Origin of the sequence: Marinimicrobium sp., assembly GCF_002695945.1 — a bacterium.
GTDB classification, from domain to species: Bacteria; Pseudomonadota; Gammaproteobacteria; order Pseudomonadales; family Cellvibrionaceae; genus Marinimicrobium; species Marinimicrobium koreense.
This window is the reverse complement of the sequence record NZ_NZQP01000019.1, coordinates 39,269-55,338: the sequence shown is the minus strand read 5'-3', so window position 1 is coordinate 55,338 and position 16,070 is coordinate 39,269. Positions and strand designations below refer to the sequence as shown.

14 protein-coding genes and 1 other RNA gene are annotated in these 16,070 nt (G+C 60.7%); 6 read left to right on the top strand and 9 right to left on the bottom strand.

The window, feature by feature from the left end; all coding sequences use genetic code 11:
• Nucleotides 1-51 precede the first annotated feature (51 nt).
• The 8 genes from mraY to rnpB form a co-directional block, all read right to left on the bottom strand.
• On the bottom strand, nt 52-1,134 hold the full coding sequence (gene mraY, locus CMG77_RS03465) for a phospho-N-acetylmuramoyl-pentapeptide-transferase (RefSeq protein ID WP_024460828.1): 1,083 nt from the start codon (nt 1,132-1,134) through the stop codon (nt 52-54).
• Nucleotides 1,134-2,498 carry a UDP-N-acetylmuramoyl-tripeptide--D-alanyl-D-alanine ligase gene (locus tag CMG77_RS03460; protein ID WP_286903612.1) on the bottom strand — a complete coding sequence of 455 codons (1,365 nt, stop codon included), beginning with the start codon at nt 2,496-2,498 and terminating at the stop codon, nt 1,134-1,136. Before CMG77_RS03460 ends, mraY begins: the two co-directional genes overlap by 1 nt.
• Nucleotides 2,495-4,036, bottom strand: a complete 1,542-nt coding sequence (locus CMG77_RS03455; protein WP_286903611.1) for a UDP-N-acetylmuramoyl-L-alanyl-D-glutamate--2,6-diaminopimelate ligase — start codon at nt 4,034-4,036, stop codon at nt 2,495-2,497. Before CMG77_RS03455 ends, CMG77_RS03460 begins: the two co-directional genes overlap by 4 nt.
• Nucleotides 4,033-5,772: a peptidoglycan D,D-transpeptidase FtsI family protein gene (locus tag CMG77_RS03450; protein WP_286876452.1), complete on the bottom strand. Its 1,740-nt coding sequence runs from the start codon at nt 5,770-5,772 to the stop codon at nt 4,033-4,035. Before CMG77_RS03450 ends, CMG77_RS03455 begins: the two co-directional genes overlap by 4 nt.
• Nucleotides 5,765-6,070 carry a cell division protein FtsL gene (gene ftsL, locus CMG77_RS03445; protein ID WP_286805408.1) on the bottom strand — a complete coding sequence of 102 codons (306 nt, stop codon included), beginning with the start codon at nt 6,068-6,070 and terminating at the stop codon, nt 5,765-5,767. The genes CMG77_RS03450 and ftsL overlap by 8 nt, the downstream gene beginning before the upstream one ends.
• A 28-nt stretch (nt 6,071-6,098) precedes the next feature.
• Complete coding sequence (gene rsmH, locus CMG77_RS03440; protein WP_286805407.1) at nt 6,099-7,028, bottom strand: 16S rRNA (cytosine(1402)-N(4))-methyltransferase RsmH; 930 nt, start codon at nt 7,026-7,028, stop codon at nt 6,099-6,101.
• A 67-nt stretch (nt 7,029-7,095) separates the two neighbouring features.
• Nucleotides 7,096-7,536, bottom strand: coding sequence for a division/cell wall cluster transcriptional repressor MraZ (gene mraZ / locus CMG77_RS03435; protein ID WP_286805405.1), 441 nt, complete (start codon nt 7,534-7,536; stop codon nt 7,096-7,098).
• Between the two features lie 342 nt (nt 7,537-7,878).
• An RNA gene (gene rnpB, locus CMG77_RS03430) (RNase P RNA component class A) lies at nt 7,879-8,230 on the bottom strand.
• Nucleotides 8,231-8,380: 150 nt separating this feature from the next.
• Between rnpB and CMG77_RS03425 the strand changes: the two genes are divergently transcribed.
• Nucleotides 8,381-10,816, top strand: coding sequence for a TonB-dependent receptor (locus CMG77_RS03425; RefSeq protein WP_286876453.1), 2,436 nt, complete (start codon nt 8,381-8,383; stop codon nt 10,814-10,816).
• A gap of 157 nt (nt 10,817-10,973) precedes the next feature.
• Here CMG77_RS03425 and rsmI read toward each other — a convergent pair whose 3' ends face one another.
• On the bottom strand, nt 10,974-11,864 hold the full coding sequence (gene rsmI, locus CMG77_RS03420) for a 16S rRNA (cytidine(1402)-2'-O)-methyltransferase (protein ID WP_286805820.1): 891 nt from the start codon (nt 11,862-11,864) through the stop codon (nt 10,974-10,976).
• Between the two features lie 61 nt (nt 11,865-11,925).
• On the opposite strand from rsmI, the gene CMG77_RS03415 reads away from it, so the two are divergent.
• The 5 genes from CMG77_RS03415 to CMG77_RS03395 all read left to right on the top strand — a co-directional run bounded on the left by CMG77_RS03415 (nt 11,926) and on the right by CMG77_RS03395 (nt 16,061).
• Nucleotides 11,926-13,848: a penicillin-binding protein activator gene (locus CMG77_RS03415; RefSeq protein WP_286903610.1), complete on the top strand. Its 1,923-nt coding sequence runs from the start codon at nt 11,926-11,928 to the stop codon at nt 13,846-13,848.
• Nucleotides 13,820-14,200 carry a YraN family protein gene (locus CMG77_RS03410; RefSeq protein ID WP_286903623.1) on the top strand — a complete coding sequence of 127 codons (381 nt, stop codon included), beginning with the start codon at nt 13,820-13,822 and terminating at the stop codon, nt 14,198-14,200. Before CMG77_RS03415 ends, CMG77_RS03410 begins: the two co-directional genes overlap by 29 nt.
• A 27-nt stretch (nt 14,201-14,227) precedes the next feature.
• A complete protein-coding gene (locus CMG77_RS03405) occupies nt 14,228-14,815 on the top strand; it encodes an SIS domain-containing protein (protein WP_024460839.1) in 588 nt (195 codons plus the stop codon).
• A complete protein-coding gene (locus CMG77_RS03400; RefSeq protein ID WP_286805823.1) occupies nt 14,815-15,402 on the top strand; it encodes a BON domain-containing protein in 588 nt (195 codons plus the stop codon). Before CMG77_RS03405 ends, CMG77_RS03400 begins: the two co-directional genes overlap by 1 nt.
• Before the next feature lie 59 nt (nt 15,403-15,461).
• On the top strand, nt 15,462-16,061 hold the full coding sequence (locus CMG77_RS03395) for a LemA family protein (protein ID WP_286805825.1): 600 nt from the start codon (nt 15,462-15,464) through the stop codon (nt 16,059-16,061).
• Nucleotides 16,062-16,070: the final 9 nt, after the last annotated feature.

The window sequence follows — 16,070 nt, the reverse complement described above, 5'->3', positions numbered from 1 at the left end:
GCGGTTTCACAGCTTGACGCAATCAGTTGAGGCACAGTTTCACTCGCTCCGTTAACGCAGTTTCAACGTGGCCAGCCCGAAGGAGACCAACATGACGGTAATAATCCAGAAGCGCACGATCACGCGCGGCTCCGGCCAACCTTTCAATTCATAGTGATGGTGCAGCGGCGCCATCCGGAAAATCCGCCGCCCGGTCAATTTGTAGGACGCCACCTGCAGAATGACCGACACCGTTTCCATCACAAAGATGCCGCCCATGATGAACAGGACAATCTCGTGGCGAACAATCACGGCAATCACCCCCAGCGCGGCACCCAGTGCCAGTGCGCCCACATCACCCATAAATACCTGAGCCGGATAAGTGTTGAACCACAGAAAGCCCAGCCCGGCACCGGCCAGGGCGCCGCAGAAAATCACCAGCTCACCGGCGCCGGGGATATGAGCGATGTGCAGATAATTGGCAAACTCCACGTGGCCGGACAAATAGGCAATGATCCCCAGCGCCGAGCCCACCATGACCGAAGGCATGATCGCCAACCCATCCAGACCGTCGGTCAGGTTCACCGCGTTGCTCGAACCGACAATCACAAAGTAGGTGATCACCAGATAAAACACGCCCAGATCCAGCGCCACGTTTTTGAAGAATGGTACAAACAGCTGGGTCTCCGCGGGCAGAACGGCGGTGTAATACAGAAACAGGGCCGCGCCGACACCGGCCACGGATTGCCAGAAATACTTCCAGCGCGCGGGCAGACCACGGGAGTTGGACTGAACCACCTTGCGGTAATCGTCGACCCAACCCACGGCGCCGAAAATGCCGGTCACCACCAGCACCACCCAGACATAGCGATTGCTGAGATCGGTCCAGAGCAGGGTACTGATGAAAATAGCCGCTAGAATCAGCGTGCCGCCCATGGTCGGTGTGCCGGACTTGCTCAAATGCGTTTGCGGTCCGTCGCTGCGCACGGCCTGACCGATCTGCAGGTAGTTGAGCCGGCGAATCATCCAGGGCCCCAACAACAGTGAAATCACCAGAGCCGTCAGCACCCCGAGAATCGCACGCAGCGTCAGGTACTGAAACACGGCCATGCCGCGCAGGTATTCTTGTAAGTATTCTGCGAGCCACAGTAGCATCAGTCTTGGTCTCCGATTTTGCTCAAACCGCGCACCACCCGATCCATACCGGCGCTGCGAGAACCTTTTATCAACACGCGGGTGTGTTCATCCAGCTCACCCTTGAGGGCCTCAATCACTTCCTCGTGAGTACGGTAGGCGCTGGCGCCCTCGCCGAAGGCCTCAGCGGCCTGGGCGCTCAGGGGCCCCAGCGTCACCAGCCGATCCAGGCCGCGTTCGCGCGCCCGATCACCCACCTCACGATGCAGCTCGGCACTGTGTTCACCAAGCTCGCCCATATCGCCCAGCGCCAGTATGCGTTTGCCCTGATGTGCGGCGAGCACTTCGATCGCCGCCCGGACCGAGCCGGGGTTGGCGTTGTAACTGTCGTCAATGATCAGTGCGTCGGCCCAACCGCGCCGGGCGGACATACGCCCCGCCACCGGTTCAAAACTCTCCAGCCCGCGGGCAATGGCCTGAGCACTCAGCCCCAGCGCCAGCGCACAACCGGCCGCGGCCAGCGCGTTTCTGACGCTGTGTTCACCTGGCACCGCCAGTTGCACCCGTGCTTCTTCGTTGCCCGTGATCAGCGTGAACAGAACGCTGTCGGGGCGATANTCGATATCNCGNGCNNGNCAATCCGCCTCNTGCTGATCCAGTGACACACTGATCACNCGGCGACCGCCCAGACTGGACAACCAGTAAGAGGCAAAGGCGTCGTCGCGGTTGATCACGGCAATGCCGTTTTCATCCAGCGCGGTATAGATTTCNCCCTTGGCGCGGGCGACNCCTTCGACCGAACCAAAACCTTCGATATGCGCCGGCATGACGTTATTGATCAGCGCCACNTCCGGCTTCGCCCACTGNCAATAGGACGCGATTTCGCCCGGGCCACTCGCGCCCATNTCNATCACCGCNTACTCGTGATGTTNATCCAGCTCCAACAGCGTCAANGGCACNCCNATGTGGTTATTCAGGTTGCCCCGNGTTGCCAGAACNCCNCCGGCGCGCACCAGAATGCCCGCGAGCATGGTCCGNACGGTGGTTTTGCCGCTGCTGCCGGTGATCGCCACCAGCGGGCCCCGAAACCGTTCACGGTTGAGCAATGCCACCTGGCCCAGGGCCGTCAGNGTATCCGGCACNACCCACTGAGGTACGGNCAGGTCCGGCACNGGCTGGTCNACCACCACGCCNCAGGCGCCNCGNTCNACNGCGGTCTGCACAAACTCATGNCCNTCAAANCGCTCGCCCCGCAGCGCCAGNAACAGATCCCCGGCCTGCACGGTTCGGGTGTCGGTNCTCAACCGACGGAACTCGNCATCNCCCTGGGTCAACTCACCCCCAAAACGACGGTTCAGCTNTGACAAANNGATCGTACCGATCATGGTGTCACCTCCCCGGGNGTCAANTTANCCAGCCGACGCTGCANCGATTGGCGCACCTGCTNGCANTCACTGAACGCCAGGGTTTCCCGGGCAAAAATCTGATAATCCTCATGGCCCTTACCCGCGACCAATACCGTATCGCCGGNGCGGGCCTGCTGAATGGCCAGNTCNATAGCCTGNGCGCGATCGGCAATCACCAGNCACTGATGGTCNTTGTCCATGCCNCGCAGAATGTCCGCCGCNATCTGGGCGGGATCCTCTGAGCGGGGGTTGTCGTTGGTCACTACCACGTAATCGCTNTACCGCTCGGCNAGCCGNCCCATNTTCGGACGNTTGGCNCGGTCCCGGTCTCCACCGCAACCGAACACACACCANAGCCGACCCGTNTTGTGGTGNCTCAACGCNTTGAGNGTNTTCTCCAGTGCGTCCGGGGTGTGGGCGTAATCCACCACCACCTGCACATCCTGTCGCTGTTCATCCAGGACCACCGGCTCCATGCGCCCGGGCGCCGGCACCAGACCGGGAACGGCCGCCAAGATGTCCTCCAGTGTCATGCCGGCGGCGCAGAGCGTTGCGATCACGCCCAGCAGGTTGCTNAGATTGAACTCACCCAACAGNGGGCTGTGGAGCTCGCCCTGTCCCCAGGGGGTGTTGATCAGGGCACTGATGCCCGCGCGCTGNTCGACCCGNTCGGTGACGTAGACATCGGCTTNNGGGTCATCCAGGGCATANCTCACCACCTGAACNCCNTCCGGCACCTGNTTGGCGAGGCTCGCGGCCCAGGCATCATCCCGATTGATGACCGCCACCTGCAGGCCGGGTTGCTCCAGCAAGCGTGCCTTGGCGGCGCCATAGCGGATCAGATCTCCGTGGAAATCCAGGTGGTCATGGCTCAGGTTGGTGAACAGAGCGGCCGTCATCGTCACAGCGGCCACGCGCCCCTGAACCAGACTGTGGGAGGAAACTTCCATGGCCACCGTCTGCGCGCCCTGATCCACCAGCGAGCGCAGCGTTTTCTGCACACTCAGCGCGTCCGGTGTGGTCAAGCCTGTGTGTTCCAGGCCGGCAATCTGCTTGGCGGCAGGCTCATCGGCTTTCAACAGTCCATACCCCAGAGTGCCGATCACCCCTGCCGTTCCCCAATGGACGGCCGCCAGCTGGGCCATCAGCAGAGAGCAGGTGGTTTTGCCGTTGGTTCCGGTCACGCCAAAGATGTTGACCGCTTCGCTCGGGGACTGATACAGCCGATTTGCCAACTCGCTCAGTTGGCCCGCCAGGTTGGGCAGTGCAACAACCGGCACAGACTGAAGGTCCGCCGGTGCGTCCACATCCACCAGCACCGCCACGGCGCCACTGTCGACGGCATCCTTTATATAAGCTCGCCCATCATGCACCGCGCCCTTGAGGGCGACAAACGCATCACCGGGCTGAACCTGGCGGCTGTCCAGGGTCAGCCCCTGAATGTCGGGCAGCGACGCCGGATCGAGCTTCAGCGCCGGTGCCAGGTCCGCGAGGTTAATGGCGTAGCGACGGGTCATGACCAGGGCTCTCCGCGCTTTTTGTCATCCTGAACCATGATGCCTTTCGCCCCGTCCACTCTGGGCGGCACCTGCAAAAGACGCAGTGCGCCTTCGGCTACTCTGGAAAACACCGGAGCGGCCACTTGGCCACCAAAATAACGCTCATCCGAGGGCTCATCGATGATTACCGCCGCGACAATGCGCGGATTGTCTGCCGGTGCCATACCGACAAACGAGGCGATGTATCGGTTCTCAACATAACCACCCTCACCCACTTTATGCACGGTGCCGGTTTTGCCCGCCACCGGATAAGCCGGAATTTCAGCCCTGCGGGCCGTACCCTCGGTACTGACCGCCCGACGCAGCATGGCCGTGACCTGCCGGGCCAGCTCTTCATCCACCACTCGCTCGCCCTCGACCACGTCGTCTACCCTCAGCAGCGAAGGCGTGCGTTTGACCCCGCCACTGGCAACCGTGCTGTAAGCGTTTACCAACTGCATGGCGGTGAGATTCAGACCGTAACCAAAGGCGTAGGTTGCCCGCTGAATGGGGCGCCAGCGCTCGTAGGTGGGCAAGGTGCCCACGGACTCGCCCGGGAAGCCGGTACCGACGCCCTGCCCCAGACCGAGGCGCTGATACATGTTGCGCACCGTTGAGGGCTCAAGCTCCAGCGCCAGTTTGGTCATCCCCACCTGGCTGGATTTTGCAATCACGCCACTCAGATCCAGGGTGCCGTAGTTCACCGGGTCCAGCAGTGTTTTGCGCCCCACCTGAACATACCCGGGGGCGGTGTTGATCAGCGAACTGGGGCTGAAACGACCGGTTTCCAGTGCCGCCATGACCGCCAGCGGCTTCATGGTGGAGCCAGGCTCAAACAGATCGGTGAGCGCCCGGTTGCGCAGCGCCTCGGAGCGCAGGCCGGAGCGATCGTTCGGGTTGTAGGCCGGCTGGTTGGTCATGGCCAGAACCTCCCCGGTCTGCACGTCCATGATCACCAGCGAGCCGCCCTTGGCGTTGTTTTTCAAAACCGCGGCTTTCAATTCCCGGTGCGCCAGATACTGAAGGCGCAAGTCAATGCTGAGCGCCAGGTTGCGACCGGGCCGGGCAGACTTCACCAGTTGAAGCTCTTTGACGGTACGACCCCGCAAATCCTTGAGCACCTGCTTGGCGCCACTCTCGCCCGACAGCCAGGCGTCGTAAGCCAGCTCCATGCCCTCCTGGCCCCGATCGTCGATGTCGGTAAAGCCCACCAGATGGGCCGCCACTTCCCCGGCCGGGTAATAGCGGCGGTACTCGCGCTGGCTGTAAACGCCGGGAATCTCCAGCGCCAGAACCGCTTCAGCGGCCTGGGGGGGCAGATGCCGGCGCAGATACATAAACTCCTTGCCGCTATAACGAGAGAGCCGAGCTTCCAGCTCGGCTTCCGACAGTTCCAGCGCCCGCGCCAACTCGTTCCAGCGCTCGGGCGACTGCAACAGGAGTGTCGGGTCTGCCCAGAGGGTTTCGACCGGTGTGCTGACGGCCAATGGCTCGCCGTTGCGATCGGTAATCACCCCCCGATAGGCACTGATGGATTCGGTGCGCAGGGTCCGGGCCTGCCCCTGGCCCTGGAGAAACTCATAACCCTGGGCGGTATCGGGCAACACCTGCAGACTGGCCAGGCGCCACAACAGCGCCGAGCCGAGTACCAGCACGGCCAGGGCTACCAGCCAGACTCGCCAGCGGGCGATTGTCAGCGTCTGCGCCCTACTCATGAATCACCATCACGATGTCTTCGTCATCCGGCAGACGCATGGCCAACTCATCGCGGGCCATTTGCTCCACCCGGCCATAGGCGGCCCAGGTGCTCTGCTCCAACATATATTGTCCCCACACAACCTGGAGCTCGGCCGCCTCCCGGCGCAGGGTCTCCAGACGGTCAACCCGTTGACGGGTCTGATGGGTAGAGGCGATGACCGCCAGCGCCGACAACACCACCAACACCCACAACACGGCCACCGCCAGGGTAATACCCCGGCGGGAGTGCAGTGCATTGGATGTGTTGGGGGTCATGGTCAAAATCGCCTCGTCATCTGATCAGTCAGAGCTTTTCTGCAACGCGCATAATGGCGCTGCGTGAACGCACGTTTGCGCCCACTTCAATATCACTGGCCCGAACCGCCTTGCCCACACTCTTGAGGGTGCGATCGAGCTGCTCATCGCGTACCGGCAGTCCGGCCGGTAGCGGCTGTCCTTTTTCCTGCCGGCGGATAAAGCGCTTCACCAGGCGGTCTTCCAGCGAGTGGAAGCTGATCACCACCAGCCGTCCGCCCGGCGCCAATACCGTCAAGGCCTGGGCAAGAATGGCCTCGAGATCCGACAACTCATTGTTGACGTGAATCCGGATCCCCTGAAACGCCCGGGTCGCCGGGTGCTTGCCCTTCTCCCAGGCCGGATTGGCCGCCTTGACGATTTCTGCCAGCTGCGACGTCCGGGTGATCGGTTGTTCCGCCCGGGCAGCGACCAGCGCTCGCGCCATGCGCTTGCCGAAGCGCTCTTCGCCATACTCTTTCAGAACCCGGGCAATTTCGGCCTCCGGGGCCTCGGCAAGCCACTCGGCCGCGCTTTGTCCGGAGCTTCGGTCCATCCGCATATCCAGAGGACCGTCGTTCAAAAAGCTGAAACCACGTTCGGCTTCATCCAACTGCGGCGACGACACACCCAGATCCAGCAACAACCCCTGGACCTTGCCGGTCATGCCTCTCGCACCCACCAGTTCCGCTAGCGCCGCAAAGGAGCCTTGAGCGATCTCGAAGCGGGCATCCCCGGCAAACCGCTCATGTGCCACCGCGATGGCATCGGCATCCTTATCAATGCCCAGCAGCCGTCCCTTTTCCGACAGCCGCTCCAGAATCCGGGCACTGTGTCCACCCCGACCAAAGGTGCCGTCGACATAAAAGCCGTCGACATCCTGAACCAGGGCGTCAACCGCTTCATTCAACAGTACCGTCTGGTGGGGCGAATCGCTCATGGGCTACCTTTTGTTATGCCGCGTTTGTTGTGCCACTTCGGCTCGGGCCGAGCCGCTTGAAATCCGGTTACAGTGTCAGCGATTGCAGCTCTGGGGACAGCTCGGTATCGAGCGGCTGCTCAATCAGCTCCTGCCAGCTGTCTTCGTTCCACAGCTCCATCTTGTCGCCCAATCCCACCAACATCAGCTTCTTGTCCAGTCTGGCGAAGCTGCGCAAGGTGGGGGGCACCAGAATTCGTCCGTTGCCATCCATTTCCATCGGGGTCGCATAACCAATCCAGAGGCGCTTGATCCGGCCCGCCGCCGGGTCGTTATCCGACAGCGCCTGAATTTTCGGCAGTCGCTCCAGCCAGTCCGGCTCGGAGTACACCAGCAGGCAGCGCTGCTGGGTGTGAGCGGTCAGCACCAGGCGGCCCTCGCAGGACGCGACAAAGGACTCGCGAATGCGAGTCGGGATCGCCATGCGACCCTTCGCGTCCATATTGATGGAGTGACTGCCTGTGAGCACGATTCACCTGTCATTTGATGGGGCGAGGGCACTTTTCACCACTTCGCGACCCGGATTTCCACAAAAAACCACTAATAACCACTTTCTACCACTTATGGCACACTATAAATCCGGGCAAAGCAAAGTCAAGCAATAGAGAAGGAAAATGCGGCGAACCGCACGGGATCTGCAGAGAAAACTGTAGGTATAGACAGGAATGAGAGATGCGCCAGAAACCACCAAAAGGGAATAAGCTATAACTATCAGCGCAATAGAGAACAAACTTAAAGTGTTACATTAAGTTTGTGAATTTTTAGGATTAAAAAAGACGGGGGATAGAAGGAAGCGCTCTAAAACAGAATAAGTCGGAGTCGGCCTGTAAGCCGGGTTCTGTCGAGGACAGTCATTCATCTGGGATGCGTGTCGCCACGCACCTCGAGCGACCTACCCGAACCCGGTACGGGCCGCACCATCGGGTTCCTATTTGGTCTTGCTCCGAGCGGGGTTTACCATCGCCACGAACTGTTGCCAGTCGCGCGGTGCGCTCTTACCGCACCATTTCACCCTTACCGGCGACCGAGGTCGCTTAGGCGGTTTACTTTCTGCTGCACTTTCCGTGGGCTCTCGCCCCCCAGGCGTTACCTGGCGCTCTGCCCTGTGGAGCCCGGACTTTCCTCCCCGGTGCAAGCACCGAAGCGACTGCCGAGCCGACTCCGAAGACATAGAGTAGCGACCTTGGCGAACGTGCGCAAGCGCACATTTTCAACACAAAGCACCACACCCCAGATTATTTACTGACGATTTCGTTTTTAATCCCGTTATGATCTAAAATAAGCTCAACCATAAAAAAGGACAGGAGACGTCTGTGAACACTTATAAACTTACCGCACTTTCACTGGCCATCGCGGCCAGCTTCAGCGTCACGGCCCAGGCCCAGAGCACACCGGCCCTGGAGGAAATTCTGGTCACCGCGCAAAAGCGCGAGCAGAACCTTCTGGATGTCCCCATTTCGGTCAACGCCATGGCGGGCGAGAAAATCGACGATACCGGCATCACCGGCATCGAGCGCATGGCCGATTACATACCCAGTCTGAACATGACCCAGACCGGCATCGGCACCACCATTTCAATCCGGGGCATCAGCTCCGGTGTCAACCAGGGCTTCGAGCAGTCCGCCGCCCAATTTGTGGACGGGGTCCACTTTGGCCGCGCCCAGCTCAGCCGGGCGCCATTTCTGGACATAGAGCGGGTCGAAGTTCTGCGCGGCCCACAGAGCATCCTGTTCGGCAAGAACAGTACGGCGGGCGCCATCAGTATCACGACGGCCCGCCCCACCGATGAGTTCTTCGCCAAAGTGACCGGCCTGTACGAGCCCGAACACAGCGAGCAGGACCTGCGCGCGGTCGTTTCCGGTCCACTGACCGATCAGCTCAGTGGCCGATTGGCCGTTCTGGATCGCAGCATCGATGGTCACTTCCACAACACCACCACCGGTCAGGATGAAACCCGGGAAGAAGATCAGGTGGTGCGCGGCACCCTGCTCTGGCAACCCAACAGCCAGTGGGATATTACCCTGAAACTTGAGGATGGCTCGTTCGATCAGGAGGGGCGCAACCTCGAGGTGGTCAACCCGGTGGAGCTGAATGTAGAGGGCGCAGTGCCCTACTCGGCCGTTCTGAGCCAACTGACCGGCGGCGCCTACACCCTGGATACCACCCAGGACTTCAACCGTCAGTCCAACGGCGATTTCAGTTACAACAACACCCGCAATGCCATGCTGGAGGTGGAGACCGAGCTGGGCGAGCACAGCCTGACCGCCGTGACCGGTTATACCACCTACGACTATGAAGAACTGTGCGATTGCGACTTCGTCGGCGTCCCGATGTTCAACATTCTGTCGAAAGAGGATTACAGCCAGGTCAGCCAGGAAATCCGCATTGCATCACCGGAATCCGGCCCCTTCAGCTATTTAGGTGGCCTGTTCTATCAAAGCAGCGATTTGGAATTCGACGATGAGATCGGCGTACCAACGACAAGCCTGCTACCGACGGCTCTCGCAGCAAGTTTCGCCGGCTCAGAGCCAGCGCCTCCATGGAATCCCTTTGCACTGAGTGGTGCAGCAAGCCAAAGAACTTTTGTGCAGGACAGCGATATTGCTGCCGCATTTTTTCAAGGCACGTATGAACTTACGAATGCAACCAGATTGATCTTTGGTGGCCGATACTCCCACGAAGACAAGTCCGCAAGCCGAAGACAATACCATACGGCACTGGATGAACAGAGCGGCCTTCCGGAGGAGGTACCGATTGGCTCTCCAATGGACGAGCTAAACGGGCTGTTTGGGCTGTTCAACATAGAGCCTTACGATACTTTGTCAGAGTCCCGGTCCGAGTCTAACTTTACACCGTCACTCACGTTGCAACATGACCTTAATGGCTCAGATACGATTTACGCCAGCTACACTACTGGCTTTAAATCCGGCGGATTCGATGTTCGATCAAACGCACATCCTGACCCGAACCTAAACAACGCCATTAACGTCAAGCTCCAGGCTCAAGGTTTGAGCCCTAGCATCACGGGGGTCTTTGAATTTGAGGATGAAGAGGTCAAGAACTATGAGCTCGGGGGCAAGTTCAACCTCGCCGACGGCCGGGCCGAGCTGAACGCGGCCCTGTTCTACACTGACTTCCAGGACCTGCAGACCAGCCAGTTTGACGGCGCCTTCAGCTTTAACGTCACCAATGCCGCCGAGGCCGCCATTCAGGGGCTGGAGCTGGACGGACGCTGGATGGCCACCAACGAACTGATGATCTCCGGTGGTCTGGCCTGGCTGGACTTCGAGTACGACGATTTCCCCACCGCCCAGTGCTACTTTGGCCAGGCGCCGGGACAGACCCAGTGCGACGCCAGCGGCGAAACCCGGGAATTCACCCCCGAATTTCAGGGCAACATCAGCGCCAATCACACCCTGGCGCTGAGCCGTGGACTGACCCTGAGCAGCACCCTGGACCTGATTTACAGCGACGAGTACTTGGCAACACCCACCCTGGACCCGCGCATGGTTCAGGGCAGCTACGTGAAAGTGAACGCCCGGGTGGCGCTGAGCGGCCAGGACGACCGCTGGGAAGTGGCGCTGATTGGCAAGAACCTGACCGATGAGGCCATTGTCAGCTACGCCAACGGTTTACCGGTAGCAACGGTGCTAACTGAAAATGAAAACGGCATTGGGACCGGCAGCGGTTATTACGCTTTCTATGAACGGCCGCGGAGTGTTGCGCTGCAGGGGACTTTGCGGTTTTGATGCTTTAAGCAAGCTGGGTTACGGCGGATGCGCGTGGGTTCGTTACGGCGGATGCGGCCTTCGGCCTTATCCGCCCTACGGCCGAGCGCAGCGGTACAAACCTGCGTAGGGCGGATAAGCGAAGCGCATCCGCCGTAACCACCCTCTCCCACTCAAACTACTTTTGCTCAAGCGCCCACTGATACAGGGCGTTTTTTTTCACCCCGGTAATCTTCGCCCCCATCGCGGCCGCCTGCTTGACCGGCAGTTCCTCCAGCAGAATGCCCATCACCCGCTCAGCTTCGGCATCCAGCGTACTGTCCGAACGGTTTGAAGCACCCGCCACCATCAGCACAATCTCCCCCCGCTGCTGATTGCTGTCCGCCCGAACGAACTCCACCAGCTCCGCCAAGGGTGCCAGCCGAATGGTCTCAAAGGTTTTGGTCAGCTCACGGGCAATCACCGCCTCACGGTCACCCCCCATCACCTCGGCCATGGCTTCCAGGCAGGCCAGCACCCGATGCGGCGCCTCGTAGAAAATCAGGGTGCGCGACTCGGCGGACAGTGCCTCCAGCCACTGGCGGCGGGCATTCGCCTTGGGCGGCGGGAACCCTTCGAAGGAAAAGCGATCTGAAGGAAGGCCTGACGCACTGAGCGCCGCGACCATGGCGCAGGCACCCGGTACCGGTACCACATTCAGGCCGCGCTCGCGCGCTGAACGCACCAGCCGATAGCCGGGATCTGACACCAGTGGCGTACCGGCATCGGAGATCAGCGCCACCGACTCCCCGGCGGCCACCCGATCCAGAATTTTTTCGGTGCGCTCACTATCACTGTGGTCGTGGTAAGCGATGCAGGGGGTGGATATGGAAAAATGTGACAGGAGTCGCGCACTATGGCGAGTATCCTCCGCCGCAATCAACGCCACTGATTGTAGAATTTCCACCGCACGGGGTACCATATCGGCCAAATTGCCAATAGGCGTGGCGACAACATACAGAACACCGGCCGCGGCGGTACTCGAACTGCCACTGGATGCCAGCGGATCTGATGTCGTGTTGGAGGTCATAAACGTGCCTTATCGTCTGGTTGCACTCACATCGTAAGCTGTATTAGTGGAGAACATCATCATGCAATACCGGGGATATTTGTGCACCCTGCTCGCGCTTTTGGTCTGGCTTCTGGCCAGTTGCAGCAGCACACCTCCGATGGAAACCCCGGCGGATGAGCCCCCCCTGTCCCGGGAGGCGATTGAAGCCCGCGTCAAAACACTAGTGGATCAGGCCCGCGCCAGCCAGTCGCCCGAACGCGAAGGTTATCTGCTGGAAGCCGCCAACCTGCTGGTCGAACAACAGGAGTACGACTGGGCCCGCAACCTGCTGACCTCCATTGATAGCCGCCAACTGGATACCCGCGGATTTTTGCTGCACACCGAGCTGTTGGGCTCAGTGGCACTGAATGAAGGGTCTTACTATCTGGCCGNACGCATTCTAACCAACCCCCGCCTTGAACAACAGTGGCAGACCATGGCGCCGGAGCGCGAGCTCGCGCTGCGTGAGTTGCGCGCCCATTTGTACCAGCGCACCGGCGATGTCATCGCCAGCGTCAATGAACGCATGCTCATGGACTCACTCCTCAGCCCCGAGGAACCGGCGAGCGCCGAGAACCGGGAACAGCTCTGGCAGAGCCTGATGTCCCTGTCTCTGGTGGAGTTGGAACAGGCCATCAGTGGTGAGAGCCAGACACCGCTGCGCGGTTGGCTCGAACTGGCCGCGATCAGTAAAGACAATCAGGCCAATCTTGAACGGCAGCAAGCCCAGGTGGATCAATGGCAGAGCGCCTGGCCCAACCANCCNGCCAGCAATAACTTGCCCAACGATCTGCANCTGCTACGCCGACTGATTGAACAACAGCCCCGGCAGGTCGCGCTGCTGCTCCCCGAGGAAGGCACCCTGGCCCGAGCCGCTGATGCCGTNCGCGACGGTTTCCTCAGCGCCTACTATCGAGCCGGACATGAGCAGAGCCGGCGCCCCCAGNTACGCCNATACAACACNAGCGCCAGCGATGACATTCTGGCGCTNTACGAACAGGCCATGGCCGAAGGTGCCGATCTGGTCATCGGCCCACTGGATAAGGACAAGGTCCGGCAACTGCATGAACAGGANCTNCTGCCTATTCCCGTGCTGACCCTCAATTACGTTGACAGCACTCTGAATGAAGAGCGGCCCGAAGCGCCCGAGGGCCTGTATCAGTTTGGCCTCGCCTCGGAGGACGAGGCCCGTCAGGTGGCCCGTCGCGCCTATCAGGAAGGCCACCGCAACGCCATGATCCTCGCTCCGGACCGCAANTGGAGTGCNCGCAGCGCCCAGGCCTTCACCCGGGAGTGGCAAGCGCTGGGCGGCGAAGTNTCGATCGACAGNCAGTTNCCCGGCAGCGGTGANTANTCCCGGATCATTCAGCAGGCNCTGNTGATTGANCAGAGNCAGGCCCGCCGACAGNCCCTGACCCGCCTGCTCGGCAGCGCNCTGGAATTNGANCCACGGCGGCGCNANGANCTGGACATGATTTTCCTGATGGCCGATCCCGANCAGGGCCGTCAGATACGNCCGACNCTGGCNTTCCACTACGCCGGCGANCTGCCGGTGTACGCCACCAGTCACATCTACACCGGCGANCGGGACACCAANAGNAATCGGGACCTGAACGGNGTNCGTTTCAACACCCTGCCCTGGCTGCTCAACGGCGAGTTNGAAGAGAANGCNACNCTGGCCGAACACAGNCGGGAGGCGGCCATNTACAGCCGTCTGCACGCNCTGGGTGTGGACGCCTACCGGCTCTACCCGCGCCTGCCCCAGTTGGANCAGATNGAGGATGCCCGACTCTACGGCGCCACCGGCGCGCTGCGCATGCGCGCCGGTGGNCGGATTGAGCGGGAGCTGGTCTGGGCCCAATTTCAGGGGGGAGANGCCCGGCCCATGGCCGCCGCNACCCCACGNGACAACGCGCTTCAGGAGGAATTGCGTGATGACTTACAACCGCCCGGCGAGCGCTGAGGCCGGAAAAGCCGCCGANCAGGANGCCGAACGNTATCTGNCGGCACAGGGGTTGACGGTCCGGGACCGAAACTACCGCTGCAAAGCCGGAGAGATNGANCTGGTCATGGCCGATGGCAATGCGCTGGTCTTTGTTGAAGTTCGACTNCGCCGCCATAANGGCTTTGCCTCNGCNGCCGAAACCGTGGATTTTCGCAAGCAGCAAAANNTGATTCGCGCCGCGCAGCACTATCTGCAGCGCACCGGACTGACCGATCGGGTCGCCTGTCGTTTCGATGTGGTGGCGTTCGATCCGCGCCGCGCTGCCGGCGCCCCAATAACCTGGCTCAAAGACGCGTTCAGCGCAATTTGAGCCCGTCACTCGAAAACGGGACATCCTATGGAACAACGGGTCATCACCCTGTTTCACGAAAGCATTGAGGCCACCATGCAGACCGGTGAAAGCCTCGCCCCACAGATTGTTCACGCCAGTGAAGTGATGGTCGAAGCGCTGCTCAACGGCCACAAGATCCTCACCTGCGGTAACGGGGTCTCCGCCGCTCAGGCGCAGATTCTCACCAGCAGTCTGGTACACCGGTTCGAGCAGGAGCGGCCCAGCCTGCCGGCGCTGAATCTGGGCGCCGACATGATCACCCAGACCGCCATTGCCGCCGACGGTGGCGGCAATGACGTCTACGCCAAACCCCTGCGAGCTCTCGGGCAGGATGGCGACGTACTGGTGCTGATCACCAGCACCGGAAACGCCGGCAGCCTGTTGCAGGCCATCAGCGCCGCCCACGACCGCAACATTCGGGTAATCGCACTCACGGGCGGCGACGGTGGCGACGCCGCCGCCCTGCTCGACCACCGGGACATCGAACTGCGCGCGGCCCTGCCCTCGGCGATACGCATTCACGAAGTGCACCTGCTGACGATTTTCTGTTTGTGTGATTTGATCGATCAACATTTATTCGGAGGATTCCACTGATGGCTCGTCCACGCTTTTTGGGATTGCCCGCCGTTCTGTTGACCGCACTGCTATCGGTGCTCGGAGGCTGCACTACCATTGTCGATGCCACTACCAGCGAGCCCATCCAGTTAAACCCCGGGAAACGCTCGCTGGGCATGCGCATTGACGACTCCCAAATCGAGACCATTGCCAGCGTCAACATCAACAAAACCCACCAACGCCTGGACGATTCCCCTATCGACGTGCACAGCTACAACGCCGTGGTATTGCTGGTGGGTCAGGTACCCAACGCCGAGCTGCGCAGCCTGGCCGGCAAAACCGTGGATGCCATCCACAGCGTCCGGCAGGTGCACAACGAGCTGGAAGTCGACGCGCCGATCTCCTTCATGACCCGAAGCCACGACAACTGGCTGACCACCAAAGTCAAAACCAAGCTGTATGCCAGTCGCGATGTCGAGGGCGGCCGGGTCAAGGTGATCACCGAAAACGCCAGTGTGTACCTGATGGGTCTGGTGTCCCGGGCCGAGGCCGATCGAATCACCGATATTGTCAGCCGCACTGGCGGTGTGGAGCGAGTCGTGCGAGTATTTGAATACATTGACTGAGGCGCCGGTCACCCCGGCGCCTGAATAATAATTTCATCCCCGGTAAAAGGATTCGCGTTATGGACGTTTCAACCATCGTTGTTCTGGTACTGATCGGCGCGCTGGTGTTCTACCTGATCAGCGTTTACAACCGCCTGGTCGCACTGAAAAACCGATTTCAAAATGCCTTTGCCCAGATTGAAGTACAGCTCAAACGCCGCTACGACCTGATCCCCAACCTGGTCGAAACCGCCAAGGCCTACCTCTCCCATGAACGGGAGACCCTCGAAGCCGTAACCCAGGCACGCAACCAGGCCCTCGTCGGTCTCAACGCCGCCCGCAGCGCGCCCGGCGACCCACAGGCCATGGCACAACTGAGCGGCGCCGAAAACAGTCTGGCGGGGGCACTGGGCCGCCTGAACATGGTCATGGAAGCCTACCCCGATCTGAAAGCGTCCCAGAACATGATGCAGCTCAATGAGGAGCTCACCAGCACCGAAAACAAAGTCGCGTTCGCCCGCCAGGCGTTCAACGACTCGGTCATGACCTACAACACCTATAAGCAGAGCTTCCCACCGGTCATTCTCGCCAGACACCTCGGCCATCGTGAGGATGCCGCGTTGCTGGAGTTTGACGACAGCGAAGCCATTCAGGCCGCCCCCAAAGTCTCGTTCAAATAAGCCCCGGCC